11 protein-coding genes are annotated in these 19,380 nt (G+C 50.5%); 7 read left to right on the forward strand and 4 right to left on the reverse strand.

Features of this window, described 5'->3' with window-relative positions; all coding sequences use genetic code 11:
* Positions 1-9: 9 nt before the first annotated feature.
* The 3 genes from C233_RS0107195 to C233_RS0107205 all read left to right on the forward strand — a co-directional run bounded on the left by C233_RS0107195 (position 10) and on the right by C233_RS0107205 (position 7,171).
* Entirely contained in the window at positions 10-1,623 is a 1,614-nt protein-coding gene (locus C233_RS0107195; protein ID WP_025068681.1) for a DUF5060 domain-containing protein, read from the forward strand.
* Between the two features lie 156 nt (positions 1,624-1,779).
* Positions 1,780-2,739, forward strand: coding sequence for a polysaccharide deacetylase family protein (locus C233_RS0107200; protein WP_018666919.1), 960 nt, complete (start codon positions 1,780-1,782; stop codon positions 2,737-2,739).
* Between the two features lie 58 nt (positions 2,740-2,797).
* Complete coding sequence (locus tag C233_RS0107205; RefSeq protein ID WP_018666920.1) at positions 2,798-7,171, forward strand: hybrid sensor histidine kinase/response regulator transcription factor; 4,374 nt, start codon at positions 2,798-2,800, stop codon at positions 7,169-7,171.
* On the opposite strand, the gene C233_RS0107210 is transcribed toward C233_RS0107205, so the two are convergent.
* The 3 genes from C233_RS0107210 to C233_RS0107220 all read right to left on the reverse strand — a co-directional run bounded on the left by C233_RS0107210 (position 7,157) and on the right by C233_RS0107220 (position 11,314).
* Positions 7,157-7,579 carry a hypothetical protein gene (locus tag C233_RS0107210; RefSeq protein WP_018666921.1) on the reverse strand — a complete coding sequence of 141 codons (423 nt, stop codon included), beginning with the start codon at positions 7,577-7,579 and terminating at the stop codon, positions 7,157-7,159. The two genes, C233_RS0107205 and C233_RS0107210, sit on opposite strands and share 15 nt — an antisense overlap.
* 29 nt (positions 7,580-7,608) lie before the next feature.
* Complete coding sequence (locus C233_RS0107215; RefSeq protein ID WP_026314777.1) at positions 7,609-9,180, reverse strand: right-handed parallel beta-helix repeat-containing protein; 1,572 nt, start codon at positions 9,178-9,180, stop codon at positions 7,609-7,611.
* 214 nt (positions 9,181-9,394) lie between these two features.
* Positions 9,395-11,314: a rhamnogalacturonan lyase gene (locus C233_RS0107220; protein ID WP_025068680.1), complete on the reverse strand. Its 1,920-nt coding sequence runs from the start codon at positions 11,312-11,314 to the stop codon at positions 9,395-9,397.
* 247 nt (positions 11,315-11,561) lie between these two features.
* On the opposite strand from C233_RS0107220, the gene C233_RS0107225 reads away from it, so the two are divergent.
* The 4 genes from C233_RS0107225 to C233_RS0107240 are packed head-to-tail and all read left to right on the forward strand — an operon-like array spanning position 11,562 to position 18,216.
* A complete protein-coding gene (locus C233_RS0107225) occupies positions 11,562-13,235 on the forward strand; it encodes a fimbrillin family protein (RefSeq protein WP_018666924.1) in 1,674 nt (557 codons plus the stop codon).
* Between the two features lie 10 nt (positions 13,236-13,245).
* Entirely contained in the window at positions 13,246-14,526 is a 1,281-nt protein-coding gene (locus C233_RS0107230) for a rhamnogalacturonan acetylesterase (RefSeq protein WP_025068678.1), read from the forward strand.
* Between the two features lie 27 nt (positions 14,527-14,553).
* A complete protein-coding gene (locus C233_RS0107235) occupies positions 14,554-15,330 on the forward strand; it encodes a hypothetical protein (protein ID WP_018666926.1) in 777 nt (258 codons plus the stop codon).
* 36 nt (positions 15,331-15,366) lie between these two features.
* A complete protein-coding gene (locus tag C233_RS0107240) occupies positions 15,367-18,216 on the forward strand; it encodes an exo-beta-1,4-galactosidase (RefSeq protein ID WP_373278732.1) in 2,850 nt (949 codons plus the stop codon).
* Positions 18,217-18,330: 114 nt separating this feature from the next.
* Here C233_RS0107240 and C233_RS0107245 read toward each other — a convergent pair whose 3' ends face one another.
* Positions 18,331-19,242 carry a sialate O-acetylesterase gene (locus C233_RS0107245; RefSeq protein ID WP_018666928.1) on the reverse strand — a complete coding sequence of 304 codons (912 nt, stop codon included), beginning with the start codon at positions 19,240-19,242 and terminating at the stop codon, positions 18,331-18,333.
* Positions 19,243-19,380: the final 138 nt, after the last annotated feature.

Consider the following 19,380-nt stretch of genomic DNA (forward strand, 5'->3'; position numbering starts at 1 on the left):
CGAACGGTTATGAAACTTTTTAGGAAAATCGTATGGTGCATGGCGTGCCTTTCCGCCTCTGTCTGGCGGCTCGGTGCGCAAGTAACGGAAATCCCGCAGTGGGAACGTTTCGAGGTGGTGTTGCAGGGCACTGCCGAGGGTAATCCTTTCAGGGATGTCTGCCTGCATGCGGATTTCTGGCAGCAGGGGGGAGATACGGTCGGCGTGCGTGGGTTCTACGACGGCGACGGGCGTTATGTTATCCGCTTTATGCCTACGTTGCCGGGTGTCTGGCATTATGCCACGACGAGCAATGTGCCTGCTCTTGCCGGGCAAAGGGGGAGCTTGGAATGTGTGGCTGCCGCGGCGGGCAGTCACGGTCTGGTAAGGGTGCGGGATGCGCATAGTTTCATGTATGCCGATAGCACCGTTTACTATCCCGTAGGCACTACGGCTTATGCCTGGACGCACATGCCGCAACCCGTGCAGGAAAAGACATTGCGCTCGTTGGAGAAGGCACGGTTCAACAAGCTGCGGATGTGCGTGTTTCCGAAGAATTACGGGCTTTGCAAGGAGGAGCCCGAAATCTATCCTTTCCTTGTCGAGGGGTATGCCGGTGGGAAGCCGGTGTTCGACTTCACCCGTTTCGACCCTGCCTTTTTCCGTCATTTGGAGAAGCGCATCGACGACCTGAGGCGTTTGGGCATCGAGGCGGATTTGATATTGTTTCATCCGTACGACAAGGGGCGCTGGGGGTTCGACAGCCTGCCGGCGGAGGTGAATACGGCGTACGTGGAGTATCTGGTGGCGCGGCTTGCCGCTTTCAGCAATGTATGGTGGTCGCTGGCTAATGAGTACGACTACGTTGCATCCAAGACGGAGGAGGACTGGAAAGCGCTGATACGTACCGTAGCTGCATCGGACTCCTACGGGCATTTGTGTTCCATTCACGGGAGTACGGCTACTTATTTCCCGTACTGGATGAAGGAGCTTACGCATACGAGTATCCAGGACGAGGCTCCGGTGGAGGACTTCGGCCGGGCTGCCATTGTACGGAGTATTTACCGGAAGCCGGTCGTTTTCGACGAGGTGTGTTACGAGGGTAATCTCGCTTCCCGTTGGGGGCGTTTGAGCGGCCCGGAGATGCTTCACCGCATCTGGCAGGGGTTGATAGCGGGTACGTACGTCACGCATGGGGAGTGCTACCAGTGGAATGCGGGCAGCATGGACACCATTTTCTGGGCGAAGGGAGGCGAGTGGCGCGGCGAATCGTGGAAGCGCATCGCTTTTACCCGCAGCCTGCTGGACTTGCTGCCTAACCCGTTGCAGTTGGCGGATGTCAGCCGCGACCACCGCACGGCTACGGCGGGGGATGATTATTATCTGATTTATTTTGGCAGGCAGATGCAGGACGAATGGCAGTTCAATCTCCCGGCAAAGAATGCTTCTTACCGGAAGGTGAAGCCGGGAACTAAGTATAGGGTGGAAATCATCGACACGTGGAACATGACGGTCACCGCATATCCCGGCACTTTCGAAGTGGGGAAGGCGGTGGATTACCGGCATTATGACGTGAACCGGCGGAAGGTACGCCTGCCGCTGTTGCCGTATCTGATGCTGCGTGTTACGGCGGCGGAAGAGTGAGGCGGTAGGTGGGTACGTAGCGGGTACGGCCGGCGGTAATGTGGCCGCAGCGGCGGGCGAGTGTACGAAACTACATGGATTCCGGATGTTCGGGGGTGTTGCATGTGCGGGTGTTTCTTTACCTTTGCAGCAGATAAACCCAAACATAGAACGACCATGAAGACTTTTTCAGCTATTCTTTTGTGTGCACTCTTTTGTCCCGGCTTTTCATTCGCTGCGGATTGGAATGTGTATGTAGCCAAGTACAGGCACGGCAAGGTGTGTGCCGTCAGCTATACCTTCGACGACGGGCTGGCGGAGCATTATACGCTGGCAGCCCCGCAACTGGAGAGGCGTGGCTTTCGCGGTACATTTTTCATCAACGGCTCCAAAGTGAATAAGGACGAGCGGCATATCAGGGATACTACCCGTGTAACATGGCCTCAGTTAAGGGAAATGGCAGAAAAGGGACATGAAATTTCCAATCACGGCTGGGCGCACCGCAACTTCGCGAGGTTTCCCTTGGATGTGCTCAAGGAGGATATCCTGAAAAACGACAGTGCGATATATGCCAATGTAGGCGTCGTACCCCGTACCTATGCCTATCCCAACAATACGAAGGAGGGCGAGGCTATGGAGTTCGTTGCGCGGAATCGTGTAGGTACGCGGATGAAACAGCGCTCCGTAGGCAGCAAGCGCTCGGCGCGCGACTTGGAGAAGTGGATAGAAACGCTCATAAAGACGGGCGACTGGGGTGTGGGTATGACGCACGGGCTGACTTACGGCTTCGACGCTTTCGGCAACCCGCAACGCTTGTGGGAGCATTGGGACAGGGTAAAGGCTGCTGAAGATAAGATATGGGTGGGGACTTTCCGCGAGGTAGTCTCTTATCTCAAAGAGAGGGAGGCTGTGCGGCTGGCCGTTACGGAGAAGAAGAATAAACTGCATATCGTTCCCTCCTTGCCGCTGGATAAGGAGCTTTTTACCGAACCGCTGACCCTGGTGGTCGAGGGAGGGGTTATGAAGAAGGTTACGGCGCGTCAGGCAAAAAGGAAGCTTCCCGTACAGCTTCGTGGCGGTAAGGCTTTTTTCGACTTCGACCCTTTCGGCGGCGAGATTGTAGTAACTATTAGATAGGGTGCGGATGTAAATACGGAGAAAATCATTACTTTTGCCGTAACGACATCGGAAACTTATGAAAAACATGAAACAAGGAGTCTGCGGGAAAAGAATATATGCCTTTCTGTTGGCATGTCTCGTTGCGGCGGCGTGCCTGCCGGGATATGCCTCCGTCAAGGTACATGTGCAGTATCTGACTACGGCGGACGGGTTGTCCAATAACTCCGTCCGTTATATTTACCAGGATAGCAAGGGTTTTATTTGGATGAGTTCGCTGAATGGGCTGAACCGTTACGACGGCAACTCTTTCCGTACTTTCCTGCCCGAGAATAAGGGGCGGATATCGCTTACCGACCGGCGTGTAAAGCATCTGTATGAAGACGGTAACGGTTTTTTGTGGATATCCACCTCGGCAGACCGTTTCAGTTGTTACGACTTGAAGAAAGATTGCTTCGTGGACTTTACCGGCTGCGGGGAATACGAGGACCATTACGGGTATATCACTATCCTGCCCGACGCCGTTTGGTTGTGGGGGCGGGGGCAGGGATGCCGCCGCGTACGATACCGGGACGGCAAGTTCGTTTCGGAGGTGTTTGACGTCGGGAGCGGGCAGTTGCGCTCGGACAATGTACAGTTTGTGTTGCAGGATGCCGGCCGGCGGGTGTGGATAGGTACGGATAAGGGGCTTTATTTCTGGCAGAGCGGCGCGTTGCAGTGTGCGGACGAGGCGCATTGCTTCCAGCGTGCCTACAGTTTCGGGGATAAAGCCTGTTTTATAACCGCCGAGGGCGAGATATGGAGTGCCGGCAGGCAGGGACGCCCTGCTTTCGCAGCGAAGTTGCCGGACGTATCTTCGGGGCTGGACTTGCCGGGCAATCTGGCTATCGGCGGTCAATGGGTTATTTTCACATCGAAGGGCAGCTTCGTTTTTGAGCCGGAGGGTAATGTGCTGAAGCCTTCGCCTGCCCAATGGAATATTCCCGGCGGTGAAGTCTCCGTGGATAACCGGGGAAATTATTGGGTGCACAACGGAACGGGGAAGCTGTATTATATCCGGTCGGCAACGGGAGTTGTGAAGGTTTTTCAACTGATGCCCCGGGAGAAGGTGGGATACATCGACATGGAGCGTTATCATGTGGTGCACGACTCGCGAGACATTCTTTGGATTTCCACCTACGGCAACGGTCTTTTTACATATGATTTGCGGACGGACGAGCTCCGTCATTTCAAGGCGGACGACAGCCGTTCGTCGCTTATTTCGTCCAATGCCCTGCAATATGTCATGGAGGACCGCTCGGGCAGTATATGGCTGAGCTCCGAATATACGGGGGTGTCTCATTTGAAGGTAGTGAACGAGGGGGCGGTGCAGTTCTATCCGGAGCCGGTGGAATATGATACGGAAATGCATGTGAACAATATACGCATGCTGGCTGCCGGAGCCGGCGGCGATGTGTACCTGGGTACACGCGACGGGAAAGTCTATGTGTACGATGCTGCATTGTCGCGTTTGAAAAAGAAGGAGGCTTACAGTAAGAATATATATGCGCTTTGCGAGGATACCGCAGGTACTTTGTGGCTGGGGAGCCGTGGCGACGGGTTGTATGTAGGCGGCAAGAGGTATGCTTACCGGGTTGATGATGTGAGTTCGGTGGCTGCCGATGAAATATTTTGTATGCTGCATGACCGTAAGGGACGGATGTGGGTCGGGACTTTCGGCGGCGGGTTGGATTTGGCTGTGCCCGACGGAAAGGGCGGCTATCGCTTCCGGCATTTTTTTGATAAGTATTATTCCCAAAAGCGGATACGTACATTGATTGAGGACAGGCAGGGCTGGATATGGGCGGGAACGAGCGACGGTATATTCGTGTTCCGCCCCGAGGAATTGCTGGCCGACTCTAAGGCTTATTATCATTATAACTGGAGCAACCGGAGTTTGCTGAGCAATGAGGTGCGGCATATCATGCAGGACAGCAAGGGGAATATCTGGATTGCCGAGTCGGGGGCGGGTTTCTCCGTCTGTACGCCCGGCACTGATTACGGTAAGCTGGAATTTGCCCATTACGGTGTGGCCGACGGGCTGGTGAACAGCATGGTGCAGGCATTTGTAGAGGATGAGGCAGGCAGGGTGTGGATTACGACCGAATACGGCGTGTCTTGCTTCTTTCCCCAATCAAAAACTTTCGAGAATTACTTTTTCTCCAGCGATATGTTGAGTAATGTGTATAGCGAAGGTTGTGTATTAAGGTTGCAGGACGGCAGGATTATCATGGGAACCAACCAGGGACTGACCGTTGTAGACCCCTCGCAGGTGGAGAGCGTGCAGCGTATTCCTTCCGTCACCTTTACGGAGCTGAAGCTGAACGGCATATCGGTGGCTTCCGATGACCCTAACTCTCCGTTGGAGTATTCCCTTGCCTATGCCCGTGACATCCGTTTGCGGTATAACCAGAATTCTTTCGGGATTAATTTCTCTACGCTGGATTACTCTACGACGATTCCGCCGAAGTTCAGCTATAAGCTGGAAGGGTACGACAAGGAGTGGAGCACCCCGTCTGCACTGACCTTTGCCGCATATAAGAACCTGAAGCCGGGTACTTACGACTTCCATGTAAAAGCGTGTAATGCGGCAGGGCAGTGGGCGGAGCAGGACACGACGCTGCGGATTGTCATCGCACCGCCTTTCTGGCGTACCGACTGGGCTTACTTGCTCTATACCTTGCTTGTGGCCTTTGTGCTCTACACGGTATGGCGCATCGTGCGCAATATGAACGACTTACGCAATAAGATAAAGGTGGAGGAGCAGCTCACGGAATACAAATTGGTATTCTTTACCAATATTTCTCACGAGTTCCGTACTCCGCTGACGCTGATTCAGGCTGCGTTGGAGAAGATGCACCGGGTAGGCAAGATTCCCAAGGAAATGGCTTATTCGGTGAAAGTCATGGATAAGAGCACGCGGCGTATGCTGAGGCTTATCAACCAGTTGCTCGAGTTCAGGAAGATGCAGAACGACAAGCTTGCGCTTTCGCTGGAAGAGACCGATGTGATAGCGTTCCTCTATGAGATCTACCTGAGTTTCGGGGATGCCGCCGAATCCAAGAAAATGGATTTCAGGTTTATTCCTTCCATAGCGTCTTATAAGATGTTTATCGATAAGGGAAATTTGGATAAGGTTACTTACAACCTGCTTTCCAATGCGTTCAAGTACACTCCCTCGGGCGGTAAGATAGACTTTTCCGTGCAGGTGGATGCCGCTGCGCGTAAGCTGATTGTCAGGGTGGCGGATTCCGGCGTAGGTATTCCTAAGGAGAAGCGCGACCAGCTTTTCAAGCGTTTCATGCAGAGTAACTTCTCCGGAAGCAGTGTGGGGGTAGGGTTGCACCTGACCCACGAGCTGGTGAGTGTCCATAAGGGAACCATAACGTACGAAGAAAATCCGGGAGGCGGTTCCGTCTTTACGGTGGTACTTTCTACCGATGCTTCGGTTTATGAGGAGAAGGACTTTCTGATACCCAACAATGTATTGCTCCGTGAGGAGGAAATGGCGCAGAAGCATCTGGCGGATATGGAGAGGGATGAAAGGGCGGATGCCGGTAAGAGTGCGGATACGGAGAAAGAGGATATACGGGAGGAAGGCATGCCTGTTGCCCCCCTGAACAAGCGGAGATTGCTGGTTATAGAAGATGATACGGATGTACGCGAGTTTCTGAAGGAGGAACTTTCCGTTTATTTCGAAGTGGTGGCGGAGGCCGACGGGAATGCGGGGTTGGAGCGGGCTTGCTCCTACGATGCCGATTTGATAATCTGCGATGTCCTGATGCCCGGCTTGTCGGGGTTCGAGGTTACCCGGAAGCTGAAAGGCGACTTTAATACGAGTCACATCCCTATCATCTTGCTTACGGCTCTGAATGCGCCCGAAAGCCATTTGGAAGGGGTGGAGAGCGGGGCGGATGCCTACATCACGAAGCCGTTCAGTACGAAGCTCCTGCTGGCGCGTGTATTCAAGTTAATCGAGCAGCGGGATAAGTTGCGCGAGAAGTTCTCGAGCGACCTTTCCATGGTACGTCCGGTTATCTGTACGACGGACAAGGACAGGGAGTTTACGGACAAGCTGACGCGTATCGTAGAGGAGCAACTGGAGAACCCGGATTTTACAGTGGACGAGTTTGCTTCCATGATGTCGTTGGGGCGTACCATATTTTACCGCAAGGTAAAGGGGGTTACCGGCTATGCCCCCAAAGAGTACCTGCGTGTGATGCGTATGAAGAGGGCGGCGGAGCTGTTGCTGAAAGCGGATGTCACTGTTGCGGAGGTGGCTTATCAGGTAGGTATCAACGACCCCTTCTATTTCAGCAAGTGTTTCAAGGCGCAGTTCGGCATGTCTCCCTCGGCCTACCAGAAGGATAGAGGCGATGCGGGGCGGGACGGGCTTCCGCTATCGGGCGAATGAGAATAACAACGTACCCGTTTTTTCGCCTTGCTGGAACCGGATGTTGTAGTACGTTCCGCCTATATCTTCTATGGATAGCTTGTCCAGGCGGATAGTTTGCAGTTTCTTGCCTGCCTCCGCTATTTTCAGGATGCCGTCTGTTTTCTCGCCTGCACCCGGGCCGCCGCTCCATGAGAGGTGGTACTGGCATTTCAGGTCGAAGTTACTGAGTGCGATGCGGTCGGCGAAACGTGTGATTCCCCAACCGTTGTCTGTCTCCAGTTGAAATGAATTTTCTTGCCAGGAGAAGGCGGGAGTGGCTTCCCGGTCCGATGAAATGTGCCCGTCGTCGTCTTTGCAGGCGGTAAGGACTGTCAGTAAGATAATAATCCGGAAAGCTGCGGCGAGCGTATGGATGATGCTTTTCATAAGTGTACTGTTTATGGACTGTTTAGCGGTTATTTGTTTAGGGTAAGTTTCACGATGCCGCCCTGGGTGGAGGTGGCTTTTAAATTCAGCGTGCCGTTATATGCGGATAAATCGACTGTTCCGTCGCTCATTTTCACTTTCTGCCCGTTGATGTAGAAAGTGGTGAAGTCCTCGGCTCCCGGTCCTTCTACACTGGCAATGCCATTGCTTACGCGGATAGCGGCTTCCATGAGCCAGTCTTTTTCGCCTATCAACGTGTTGTCATCGATGCCGTCGTTATCTTCATCGGTAATGGGGGCTTCGAATGAGTAGCCTATTCGGGCGGTGTGGAGCGGACTGCTTTCCGCCGGTTGCAGAAAGGTGATATCCGGCAGGCTGCCGTCTGCCTTGCGTTCTGCTTCCAGTTGGCTGGCATCCAGGCTGAGGAAGTCCGTTTCCGTAAGCTCCATAGCTGCGGGCAGGAAACTGTTGTTGGCTATTCGGCATTGGCTTTCGTCGATGTCGATTATATGCTTTCCCGTACTTCGCGGGCTGTATGAGAGGTTATTCTTCAGAATATGCCCGTATCCGGCCACATTGACGGCTTCGTCTATCGACTTGCGGTTGAGCATGCAATAGTTGGAAGGGTTTTTGTAGCCGCTGTTATTAGACCAAAGAATGCCGCCCAGGTGGTGGTTGGCGTAGAAGCCTTTATTCCTGTTGTAGTAGGCGATGCAGTTTTTCACTTCGTGCATCGGTATGACGTCCGGCGCCTTGGGGGTGTCGCTCATGCCGTATCCGCCTGCTTTGAAACCTGTACCGTCTCCTGCCTTGGCTGTCATACTGTTCGGTTGGTAACCGTTGTAAAAAGACCAGCAATGTTCTATAACTACGGCTTGTCCGGCGTTGATGAGGTCGAAACCGTCGTCGCTGTTCCTCCACGCACGGCAACCTCTGAATACGTTGCCGCTTCCGTTGTTGTCGGGATGTCCGCCGAAACCGTCTACATTGCCTCCCCTGCCATTGTCCGATACGGGGTCGTAATTGTTGTAGGCATCGCAGTTCAACACGAGGTTATCACCTCCTTTCACTAAGTAGAAACCGATTGCCATGCCGTCGTGCATGGACAGGTTTTCGTAAATGTTGTGGCTGCCGCCCCGGTTGCTGAAACATTCCGACTGGGTATGTCCTACAATGGTGACTTGTGTGCCCACCACTTCGATGTTCTTGAAATGCAGGTAGGAACCGCTCACATAGAACACGCTGATGCGCTTTTCGTCGGGTTTTACTTGGGAGAGGTCGAATATAGGACGTTCACCCGGATAACCGAAGTAGCAGATACGGTGTTCCTCGTCCGTTCCGCTCTTGTCCATTAGGAATACGCAGGCGTAGATGTTTTCTTTCTCTCCCATAATTTGCGACTCTTCTACGGTGTATTTCCCGCCGCGGATATATACGATATCGCCGGGCTTCACTTCCGATTGCGCACGCGACAGTGTTGCGAAGGGGGAGTCGATACTACCCGTATTGGCATCGTTGCCATTGGTCGCTACATAGTACTCTTTGGCTGCCAGCATTATCGGCAGGCAAAGTAAAAGGCATAAGGTTTTTAATCTTTTCATAATGGTGGTTCTGATTTTTTAATGGTATGGAAGCAGCAGGGTTTCTCTTGAGGAGACGGCCGTTTCCTTTAAGAGAAATTCCGGTTTCCTTTAGGAGAAACTTGGGTTTCCTTCAAGAGAAACATGCGTTTCCTTTAGGGGAAACTGTCGTTTCTGTGCCTGGAAACGCTCGTTCCCTTCGGGAGGAAACTGCAACAGCTTGTTGGTTAGCTCTTTATTTCTCTAATCGGCATCCTCTGAACGTACCTTTCAAATCCGGTCCGAAGTAGAATCCGGGTTGGGTCGGCTGGTTGTATCCTACGTTTTGGGTGGCTATGCTGATACGGTACACTGGGTCTTCGAGAAATGTATGGAAACGGTATGCTGTGGGAATGGTACTTACGTATAAGCGTAATGCCGTATTATCTGCGGTACGCAACAGTATCTCTTCGCGCCAGTCGCCGATGATATCGCCTTGCAGGCAGGGGTTGGCTTTGGTTCCGTTGTTGGCGGCCGTTCCCTCGAAAGTGGCGAGCGGGGTATAGGTTTCCACTCTCCAGTTGTACTTGCCTACGACATTTCCGTCGAGCATTTCCCGCAGTAAATCCCCGTCCCACCATACGGCCATGTTTATCGGGAGCTTCTTTATCTTGGGAGCAACGATTTCGCCTTTTATGTTGCGTATGCCTTCGGAACGTGCCGACCACATCTCTACGCCGGGGTGGATGGGGTCGATATCTGCCGCCATGCAACGGCCTACATCCGTATTATGCGGTAGCTGGAAAATGACTTTTCCGGTAGCTGCGTCCCTGAAAGTGGAGCCGTCTTTCTTATTTTCATGGCAGGCCCATACTTGCAGTTTCGGGTCCGAAGGGTCGAATTGCGTGAGGTGCAGTGCATCACCATGCCCCATGCCGGTGGAATACAGTCCTTTTCCGTTGTGGTCTACGGTCATGGAGCCGTACACTATTTCGTCGCAGCCGTCACCGTCTACATCTGCCACACGCAGGTTGTGGTTGCCTTGGCCGGCAAATTTTTCGTTGCCGGGCTGGTTTGTATCGAAGGTCCAGCAGTTCTTCAGTTTCTTTCCGTCCCAGTTGAAGGCGGCAAGGACGGTACGGGTATAATAACCGCGGCACATCACTACGCTGGGATGTATTCCGTCCAGGTATGCGATACAGGCAAGGAAGCGGTCGCTGCGGTTGGCGCGGTTGTCGCCCCAGCCTTTCAGTTCGCCCCGCTGGGGGATGTAGTCGGTAGTGTACAGGGCTTCGCCCGTCATGCCGGAGAATACGGTGAGGTATTCTTTCCCTTTAAAGATGCGTCCCTGGTTGCGGAGCCTCGCTTCGGGTGTCCGGGTATCGCCTTTTTTCTTGCGGGGGGTGTACATCTCTCCCGGTTCACGGTAGTCGGCGGTGGCGTCGCCTATGACATTGCCTTTGCCGTCTGTGCTTCCGTCGGCGGTACGCATTACTACTTCGGCTTTACCGTCGTTGTCCAGGTCGTAGACCATGAACTGGGTGTAATGGGCGCCGGCGCGGATGTTCTTTCCGAGGTCGATACGCCACAGTTGCTCGCCGTTCAGGCGGTAACAGTCTATCAGTACTTCGCCGGTGTAGCCGTCGTGGGCGTTGTCGTGAGAGTTGCTCGGGTCCCATTTCAGGATGATTTCATATTCTCCGTCCCCGTCCACATCGCCTATGGAGGCATCGTTGGGCGAGTAGGTGTAGGTGTCTCCTGCGGGGGTAGTACCGCCTGCCGGTTTGTTCATCGGGATTTGGATGTAGCCTGTCGGAGCATTGGCGGGCAGGATATAACGGCCGTTCTTATGATTGGTTTCTTTTCCTTTTACGACCGGACGCACTTCATAGTCTGCGGCGTCCGGGCCTGCATACGGGTCGTCATATAAGGTGGCGGTATTTACCGGTTGCGGGGTAATCTTCTTGCCGTTGCGGTATATGTTGAACCCGGTATCCATAGGGTCGGACGAGAGGTATCTCCAGGATACGGTTACGGTGGAGGCGTCTTTGCGGACAGCAACGACACCGCGTCCGAGGTTTTCGCGTTGCAGCTTCTTATAGTTGTAGCGGGTCTGGGCGTTCAGGCTCATGGTAACCAGCATGGATGCGATTAGGTAAAGCAGGTATTTTTTCATATTCTTCCAGTTCTTGGGGTTACGGGAGTTTTGTTTTTCGATGTCAAAAGTAGCGGATATTTTTCTATCGGCGATGTATATATGTACACAAAGCATGGAAAAAGATAACTTTGCCGGCAGTGGATGAAATTACATGCAAAATGAATATTCGTCATGGCAGGTTTGGGCTCTATTGTTTACATTTGCAACGAAATCGGAGAGTAACGACATAAGGTTCGACTTTAATAATCTACTAAATATTAATATCATGAAAACTAAAAAGCTTTTTTTGACAGGCACTGTCGCATTGGTGCTGCTGGGTGGCTGCAATAATGATTATGACGGGCAGGATATCGCCGGTTCTAAACTTGTAGTGTCGGCCAGTATCGACCAGGTGAATACGCGCGTGGCCGATGACGGTATCACTTGGACGGTAGACGATGCAATCGGTGTAAGCGATAACCTTGCTAATCCGAATGTGAATATCAAGTATGTGGCTGGTAGTACTGCGGGTGATTTCTCCAGTGCTACGGGTATTTATATCTTGGGCGATGATGAAGTTGCGTATACGGCTTATTATCCGTATGCCGGCAATGAGGGTACATCTGCCGGAGTACAGAGTTTTAAGATTGCCGATGAGTCCGGTGTATATGTAGGCCATAATGCGGTAGATTTTATGTATGCTACGGGGACGGCTACACGGAGCAATCCGAATGTTACGTTCTTGTTCAAACATCAGATGAGTAAGGTAAGCCTGAAAATTACAGACAGTAATGCGGCTGCTACCAAGGCGGAAGGAGCTCCTATTTCCTATACGTTGCAGGGTGTTATTATCGACGGTACTTTCGATACTGCAACGGGTGAAGTGAAGCCCGGAACTACTAAGGGAAATGTAAAGGTGGAGGCTGTATTGGGTGCTTCTTCCTCCGTTATTTTGCCGCCGGTGGCTGCGGACGGTACGGCAGAGGCTATCCAACTGGTGATTGAGGTAGGAGATAAGGTTTATGCCGGAACCTTGACTCCTGATTTGGACAGTTCTCAGGAATATCAGTACTCTGTCGATTTGAGCAAGACGGAAAGCGGCGAGAAGTTGCAGATTGATTCCCCGACCATTGAGGGGTGGACACCTAATGATAAAGGGGATATCGGTGTGGAGAAAAAAATAAATTATAATCCTACGCTCGAGATAGGCGATTTCTTCTGTAATGACGGTACGACTATCGATAAGGATTATGATTTGGATAAGTTGGAGCCAGAGATGAAAAATAGTATTGTGGGAGTGGTATATTATGTCGGTAATCCGCAACCGTCGGTATTGTATAGTGATACGTATACGGAAACACAAGATGTCTTAAAGAAAGAATATCCTTCGTGTGTAAATGGACTGGCAATAGCGCTTAAAAATGCGAATAATAGCAGTGATGCAGTGAGCGGTAGGTTCGGGTCGGTTAAAGAAGATTATAAGGACTGGTTGGAAACGCAAGATTATGCTTTGGATTATATTGATGCTACCTTAAGTATATCCAGTACACCTGCAATGATATTAGGTTATAATAATACTAAGATTGTAGAGCTGGCTGCTGCAAACACAGATAATCTTGGAACTGATTTTGTAGATTTCCTTACGACCTATCGTGCTGCTGTAACCATTGAAGAAGGCAAATCTTCCAAATGGTATTTACCTTCTTACGAGGAATTGAATATCATACAAAATAACTATGAGGCTATTTCTACAAGTATAACAAAAGTTGGAGGAGATTTGCCGCAATATGCTAATTATGATGCATCATCTTCCGAGACATTTTATTGGTCGAGTGATTTCAGGGGTTCTTCTAATGCATGGATATCTCCCTTAGTAACAGTTGCCGCTGAAACGAATTTGTTTATTGGTAGAGTTAGTAATGGTACTAAAGGCTTCTTCCGCTTTGCTGTAGCTTTTTAATCATTGAATTATGAAAAAAAGAATATTTGTCTATTCTCTATTGCTTGCGGCAGGCTTCGGGCTTGCCCAAGCTCAAACTTTCAAATTCGATTTCTCACCCGAAAAGAAAGCGCAGGAAGGCTTTACCAAGATAACTTCCGATGTCTTGTTCAGTGAATCGCAGGGTTATGGCTATGATTTTCAGCCTGCCTGGGACGGCAAAGGCAATAAGCCTTTCTTTTTCTCGGTGAATGTGCCCGACGGGAATTACAAGGTGATTGTAACATTGGGAAGCAAAGAGTCTGCCGGCAGTACTACCGTCCGCGGTGAATCGCGCCGCCTTTTCATCGAAAACCTCGATACGAAGAAAGGAGAGTTCGTAACGGAGACTTTCACAATAAATAAACGCAATACTGTTATTAAAGGTAATCAGAAAGTAAAAATCAAGGAACGGGAGAAGAAGAAGCTGAATTGGGATGATAAACTGACCTTGGAGTTTAACGGCGATGCCCCCCGCCTGGCTTCTTTGGTGATTGAAAAGGTGGATAAAGTTCCTACCGTTTTCCTTTGCGGTAATTCGACGGTAGTGGATAATGATAACGAACCTTGGGCAAGCTGGGGGCAGATGATTACCCGTTTTTTTACGGATAAGGTTTGTATAGCCAATTATGCGGAATCGGGACTTTCCGCCAATACTTTCATCGGCGGCAAGCGCCTGGATAAAGTGCTGACCCAGATGAAAAAAGGCGATTATCTGCTGGTGGAGTTCGGCCATAACGACCAGAAACAAAGAGGACCGGGTAAAGGTGCTTATTATTCTTTCTCTTATTATATCAAGCAATTCATCGATGAGGCACGTCTGAAAGGTGCGTATCCGGTATTGGTGACGCCGACCCGTCGTCGCCAGTATGACGAAAATGGCAAAATCAAGGATACGCATGCCGATTATCCTGCTGCTATCCGGGATATCGCCGCACGCGAGAATATCCCCGTCATCGACTTGCAGGATATGACGAAAGTGCTCTGTGAGGCAATGGGGATAGAGGAATCCAAACATCTGTATGTACACTATCCCGCAAATACTTATCCGGGACAAACCCGGGAATTGAAAGATAACACGCATTTCAATACCTTTGGAGCTTATGAAGTGGCGAAGTGCGTGATTGAAGGGATGAAGAAAGCAAATCTTCCCATTGTGAAGGATTTGAAAGCGGATTATATTAACTTTGACCCCGCAAAGCCGGATAAGTTCGAGGACTTTAAATGGAATTTATCTCCGTTTACAGAGATTGAAAAACCGGACGGGAACTGATAGATAACAACTTAAAAACATAAAATAATGAAAAAGATAATTTTTACACTGGCATTGGCCGCATTTGCTTTTGCAGGAAATGCACAGATTTTGAAAAACGACTTGTTGAAAGGATATAAGGAAGGCGATAAGCTGGAGAAATCCGTTTATAATGAAAAGAAAGCTCCGATTGCTGTGGATACGTGGTGCGGGGCGTTCTCTTCAAAACCCAATACCAATCCGAGTCCTACCATTGGTAAGGAACTGACTTATGAGGGGTATGCAGAGAAAGGTCCGTCTATCAATATTGGCGGTTATCCTGCCGGTACGAAAGGGGCGCGTTTCAGCATCTATTCCATGACCGAGGGAAAACAATATGCACGCGGCACTTTCTATCTGTCTTGCCTGGTGAACTTTTCTAAGCTCGGTACGAAAGGCATGGCCGATTTTCTGGGAGTGAGCGCCAATTATGTGGGCGGCAGCAACCGTGCCAATATTTATGTAGCCCGTGAAGGCAGCGATAGAATCCGTTTCGGAACGAGCTTGCTGAAAGTGAAAGCTGAAACGACTATGGCTTACGATTATGACAAAACTCACCTACTTGTATTAAAACTGGATTATGCCAACCAGAAGGTGTCTTTGTTTGTAGACCCGGAACTGGGTGCGGAAGAACCTGCAGAGGCTTCATGCGTTGCTATGGGCGATGCTGATAATGTGTTGAAGCATGCTATCCGCTCTATTTCTTTCAGGAACCGCAGCGGTTTCATTGGCAATGTAGGTAATTTCCGTTGGTGTAACAGTTGGGCAGGAGTAATTGCAGAGTAAAAGAGGCTTATGAAACATATTATAGCAGGCTTGCTTATGATATTTGCCGGCATGCTGACCGTAGTGGGACAAAACCGCTCGGTCAGCTTGTCCGGCAATTGGGTTTTTCAGATAGACCGTGAGGATAAGGGTGTCCGTGAGGAATGGTTCGGCAGAATTTTGGAAGACCGGATTAATCTGCCCGGTTCTATGCCCGAGAAGTTGAAAGGGGATGAGGTAACTGTCCGTACCCGGTGGACGGGAAGCCTTTACGACAGTTCTTATTATTTTAACCCTTATATGGAGAAGTACCGGATAGACGGGCAGGTAAAACTTCCTTTTTTTCTTACACCGGACAGGCATTACGTAGGTGTGGCATGGTATCAGAAGAGGGTATCGGTTCCGGACGATTGGAAGGGGGAGCGGGTGGTTCTCTTTCTGGAACGTCCCCATATAGAAACTACTGTGTGGGTGAACCGGCGGGAGGTCGGTATGCAGAACAGTCTTTGTGTGCCTCATGTGTACGACCTTACTCCGTATGTTGCTCCGGGAGAGAGTTGCTTGTTGACTATCCGTGTAGATAACCGGATTAAAGAGATTAACGTAGGACCGGACTCGCATAGTATAACCGACCAGACGCAGGGTAACTGGAACGGCATTGTCGGTAGAATAGAGTTGCAGGCTATGCCGAAAGTATTCTTCGAGAATATCCAGGTGTACCCCGACCTTTCCGGAAAGAAGGCGGTCGTGCGTATGAATGTGCGGGCTTCCTCTTCCGTAAAAGGGGAGATTACGCTTGCGGCGGAGAGCTTCAATACGGACGTATGTCATAAAGTTGCCCCGGTACGCAGGACGGTTGTTGTAAAGAGCGGCGATAACCCGTTTGAAATGGAACTTCCGATGGGAGATGGTTTCTTGGCATGGGATGAATTTAGCCCGGCGCTTTATCGGTTGACGGCAACCTTGAAGAGCGGCAGGCAGACTGAAAAGAAGCAGGTACAGTTCGGTATGCGCGAGTTTACGATAAACGGTAAGTGGTTTTATGTAAACGGACGCAAGACGATGTTGCGGGGAACCGTGGAGAACTGCGATTTCCCGTTGACGGGGTATGCTCCTATGGATGTTGCTTCTTGGGAACGGGTGTTCCGTATCTGCCGCAGTTATGGACTGAATCATATGCGGTTTCACTCTTTTTGCCCACCGGAAGCCGCCTTTATAGCGGCCGACCTCGTGGGTTTCTATCTTCAGCCCGAAGGACCGAGCTGGCCTAATCACGGCCCTAAGTTAGGAAACGGGCAACCTATCGACAAGTATCTTATGGACGAAACCATTGCGTTGACAAAAGCGTATGGCAACTATGCTTCTTATTGCATGCTTGCCTGTGGAAACGAACCTTCCGGACGCTGGGTAGACTGGGTAAGCAGGTTCGTAGACTACTGGAAGGCGACGGATTCCCGCCGCGTGTATACAGGAGCATCGGTAGGCGGCAGTTGGAAGTGGCAGCCGCATAGCCAGTATCATGTGAAAGCCGGTGCGCGGGGGCTGACATGGGCGGAACGGCAACCGGAAAGTATGTCGGACTACCGTGCTAAAATAGATACGGTGCGGCAGCCTTATGTGTCGCATGAGACAGGGCAATGGTGCGTATTTCCCGACTTTAATGAAATCCGTAAATATACGGGGGTGAACAAAGCCCGGAATTTCGAGATATTCCGGGATATACTGGAAGATAATAACATGGGTGCTTTGGCGCACGATTTCATGATGGCGTCGGGTAAGTTGCAGGCTATTTGTTACAAGCATGAGATAGAGAAAACCTTGCGTACGCCCGATTATGCCGGGTTTCAACTGTTGGCGCTGAACGATTATTCCGGTCAGGGAACTGCACTGGTGGGGGTGCTTAATGTGTTTTTCGAAGAGAAGGGATACATCGATGCGGCGGAGTTCAGGCGTTTTTGCAGTCCGACGGTTCCATTGGCGCGGATTCCTAAATTCGTATATACCGATAATGAGACTTTTCATGCAGATATAGAGGTTTCCCATTTCGGGGCGGCTCCGCTGCAAGGGGCAAGAACCGTTTATACGGTTAAGGATAAGTATGGAAAGGTGTATGCTCGCGGAACGGTCGGTATCAGCGATATTCCTATAGGGAACTTGTGCCCTTTAGGGAGTGTGGATATAAAGTTGGATATTGCCGACGTCCCGCAAAAACTAAACCTGGAGGTACGTATCGAGAATACGGATGCTGTTAATGACTGGGATTTCTGGGTGTATCCGGCAGATGTCGAGCTGGCGGAAGGTGATGTGTATACCACGGATACATTGGATGAAAAGGCTGTCTCTGTCTTGGAACAAGGCGGTAATGTGTTGATTACCGCAGCCGGAAAAGTGAGCTATGGCAAGGAGGTGGTGCAGTATTTTACTCCTGTATTCTGGAATACGTCCTGGTTCAAGATGCGCCCGCCGCATACCACCGGTATCTTCCTTAATGAATATCACCCGCTTTTTAGGGAGTTCCCTACCGAGTATCACAGTAATTTGCAGTGGTGGGAGTTGTTGAACAAGGCGCAGGTAATGCAGTTTACCGGTTTCCCGGCCGATTTCCAGCCATTGGTCCAGAGCATAGATACATGGTTTATAAGCCGAAAGACAGGAGTTTTGTTCGAGGCGAATGTACTGAACGGGAAGTTGATGATGACCAGCATGGATATTACTTCGAAACCGGAAGAACGGGTTGTTGCCCGCCAGATGCACAAAGCTATTCTGGATTATATGAATTCGGATAACTTCCGCCCTACGGCTACTGTTTCCCTTGGGCAGATACGGGAATTGTTCACCAAAGTGGCGGGAAATGTGAAGTCGTATACGAAGGATTCGCCGGATGAATTGAAGCCTAAGATGAATTGAGGATTAGGATTGCAGGCTTACCGGATAGGTATTGAACGTTTGCCGTAGAACACAAAGAGCCGGACTTTCGCAAGCCCGGCTCTTTTTACTTACACAAAATTTTCTATGGAAATCCTATTGTTTAATGCTTATCTTCTTTGCTTTTTTCCCGGCAATCCCCAGGTCTACCAGTTTGTTGTACATCTCGATTCCCAGATATTCGGCAGACTCGGCAGTGAAATGCAGCCGGTCTCTTTGTAATTCGGCCTTGGACATGTCTATAACGTGGAAGTTTTTGTCTTCCCGGGCAAGTTTATAAAGTGCGGCTTCTACATCGGCACTGTATTGCTTGTTGCTACGGGCTACTGTGCCGCAGATGAAGGGTAGCTTTTTGTACCGTTTGTTTCCCGTTTTCTCTACAAGGAAGTTGCGTACGTATGCTACTACTGCTTTCAAGTTCTTGTAATAGTTTTTGCCTTTGTGCCGGTCGCTTTCTCCCTGATGCCATAGGAAGGCTTTGATTTCGTATCCTTCGGGAAGTTTGCTCAGTTTATTGTCGATACATGCCGAGATATTTTCTGTAAACGAGAGCAGAAGCGATTTTCCGCCGGTAGCTGTCGAATGGTTGGCTGCCAGCCATTCCGGGTTGGCAGACCAGTATTTGCCACTGGTACTGCTGCAACCTATATCGATAGCAGTTCCGCCCAAAGACCATTTTACTACATAGAACTCTCTTTGAAGTGCCTGCTCCAGCCAATAATAAGTAACGGCATCATACGCCCAGCGTCCCGGACGCGCCTGGTGTACCATGCGGGGCCAGAAAGTTTCGAACTTCCCCGTTATCTGCTGACCGGCGCTTCCGTAACACCATTGGCAGTACTTATACTTATTTTTCTGGATATAGTCGGGGAGTGCACTGTTCAGCACCCGTCCGTCTGTGTTCGATTGTCCGGCAGTGATGATAACAGTTGCCGGTTGGTTGTCCTTACTTTTTCCGAGAGCAGTCAGCGAGCATAAGGCTACTGCTATCAACAAAATCTTTCTCATGATATGTATTTAGGGTTTTCGATTTATTTTGCTGCAAAGTTACGCAACCTTTATTCCGGTTACATGCAATATTGTTCAGATATCCTATATATTTATGCAGTGTTCGTATAAAACGTCCGGTGTGCTTGCAGAAAGGGG

Source organism: Bacteroides gallinarum DSM 18171 = JCM 13658 (assembly GCF_000374365.1).
GTDB classification, from domain to species: domain Bacteria; phylum Bacteroidota; class Bacteroidia; order Bacteroidales; family Bacteroidaceae; genus Bacteroides; species Bacteroides gallinarum.

Bases quoted from the DNA above. Each gene is read 5' to 3' on its own strand.
- C233_RS0107230 (WP_025068678.1), top strand. From the start codon at position 13,246: ATGAAAAAAAGAATATTTGTCTATTCTCTATTGCTTGCGGCAGGCTTC.
- C233_RS0107225 (WP_018666924.1), top strand. From the start codon at position 11,562: ATGAAAACTAAAAAGCTTTTTTTGACAGGCACTGTCGCATTGGTGCTG.
- C233_RS0107205 (WP_018666920.1), top strand. From the start codon at position 2,798: ATGAAAAACATGAAACAAGGAGTCTGCGGGAAAAGAATATATGCCTTT.
- C233_RS0107240 (WP_373278732.1), top strand. From the start codon at position 15,367: ATGATATTTGCCGGCATGCTGACCGTAGTGGGACAAAACCGCTCGGTC.
- C233_RS0107235 (WP_018666926.1), top strand. From the start codon at position 14,554: ATGAAAAAGATAATTTTTACACTGGCATTGGCCGCATTTGCTTTTGCA.
- C233_RS0107195 (WP_025068681.1), top strand. From the start codon at position 10: ATGAAACTTTTTAGGAAAATCGTATGGTGCATGGCGTGCCTTTCCGCC.
- C233_RS0107220 (WP_025068680.1), bottom strand. From the start codon at position 11,314: ATGAAAAAATACCTGCTTTACCTAATCGCATCCATGCTGGTTACCATG.
- C233_RS0107215 (WP_026314777.1), bottom strand. From the start codon at position 9,180: ATGAAAAGATTAAAAACCTTATGCCTTTTACTTTGCCTGCCGATAATG.
- C233_RS0107245 (WP_018666928.1), bottom strand. From the start codon at position 19,242: ATGAGAAAGATTTTGTTGATAGCAGTAGCCTTATGCTCGCTGACTGCT.
- C233_RS0107200 (WP_018666919.1), top strand. From the start codon at position 1,780: ATGAAGACTTTTTCAGCTATTCTTTTGTGTGCACTCTTTTGTCCCGGC.
- C233_RS0107210 (WP_018666921.1), bottom strand. From the start codon at position 7,579: ATGAAAAGCATCATCCATACGCTCGCCGCAGCTTTCCGGATTATTATC.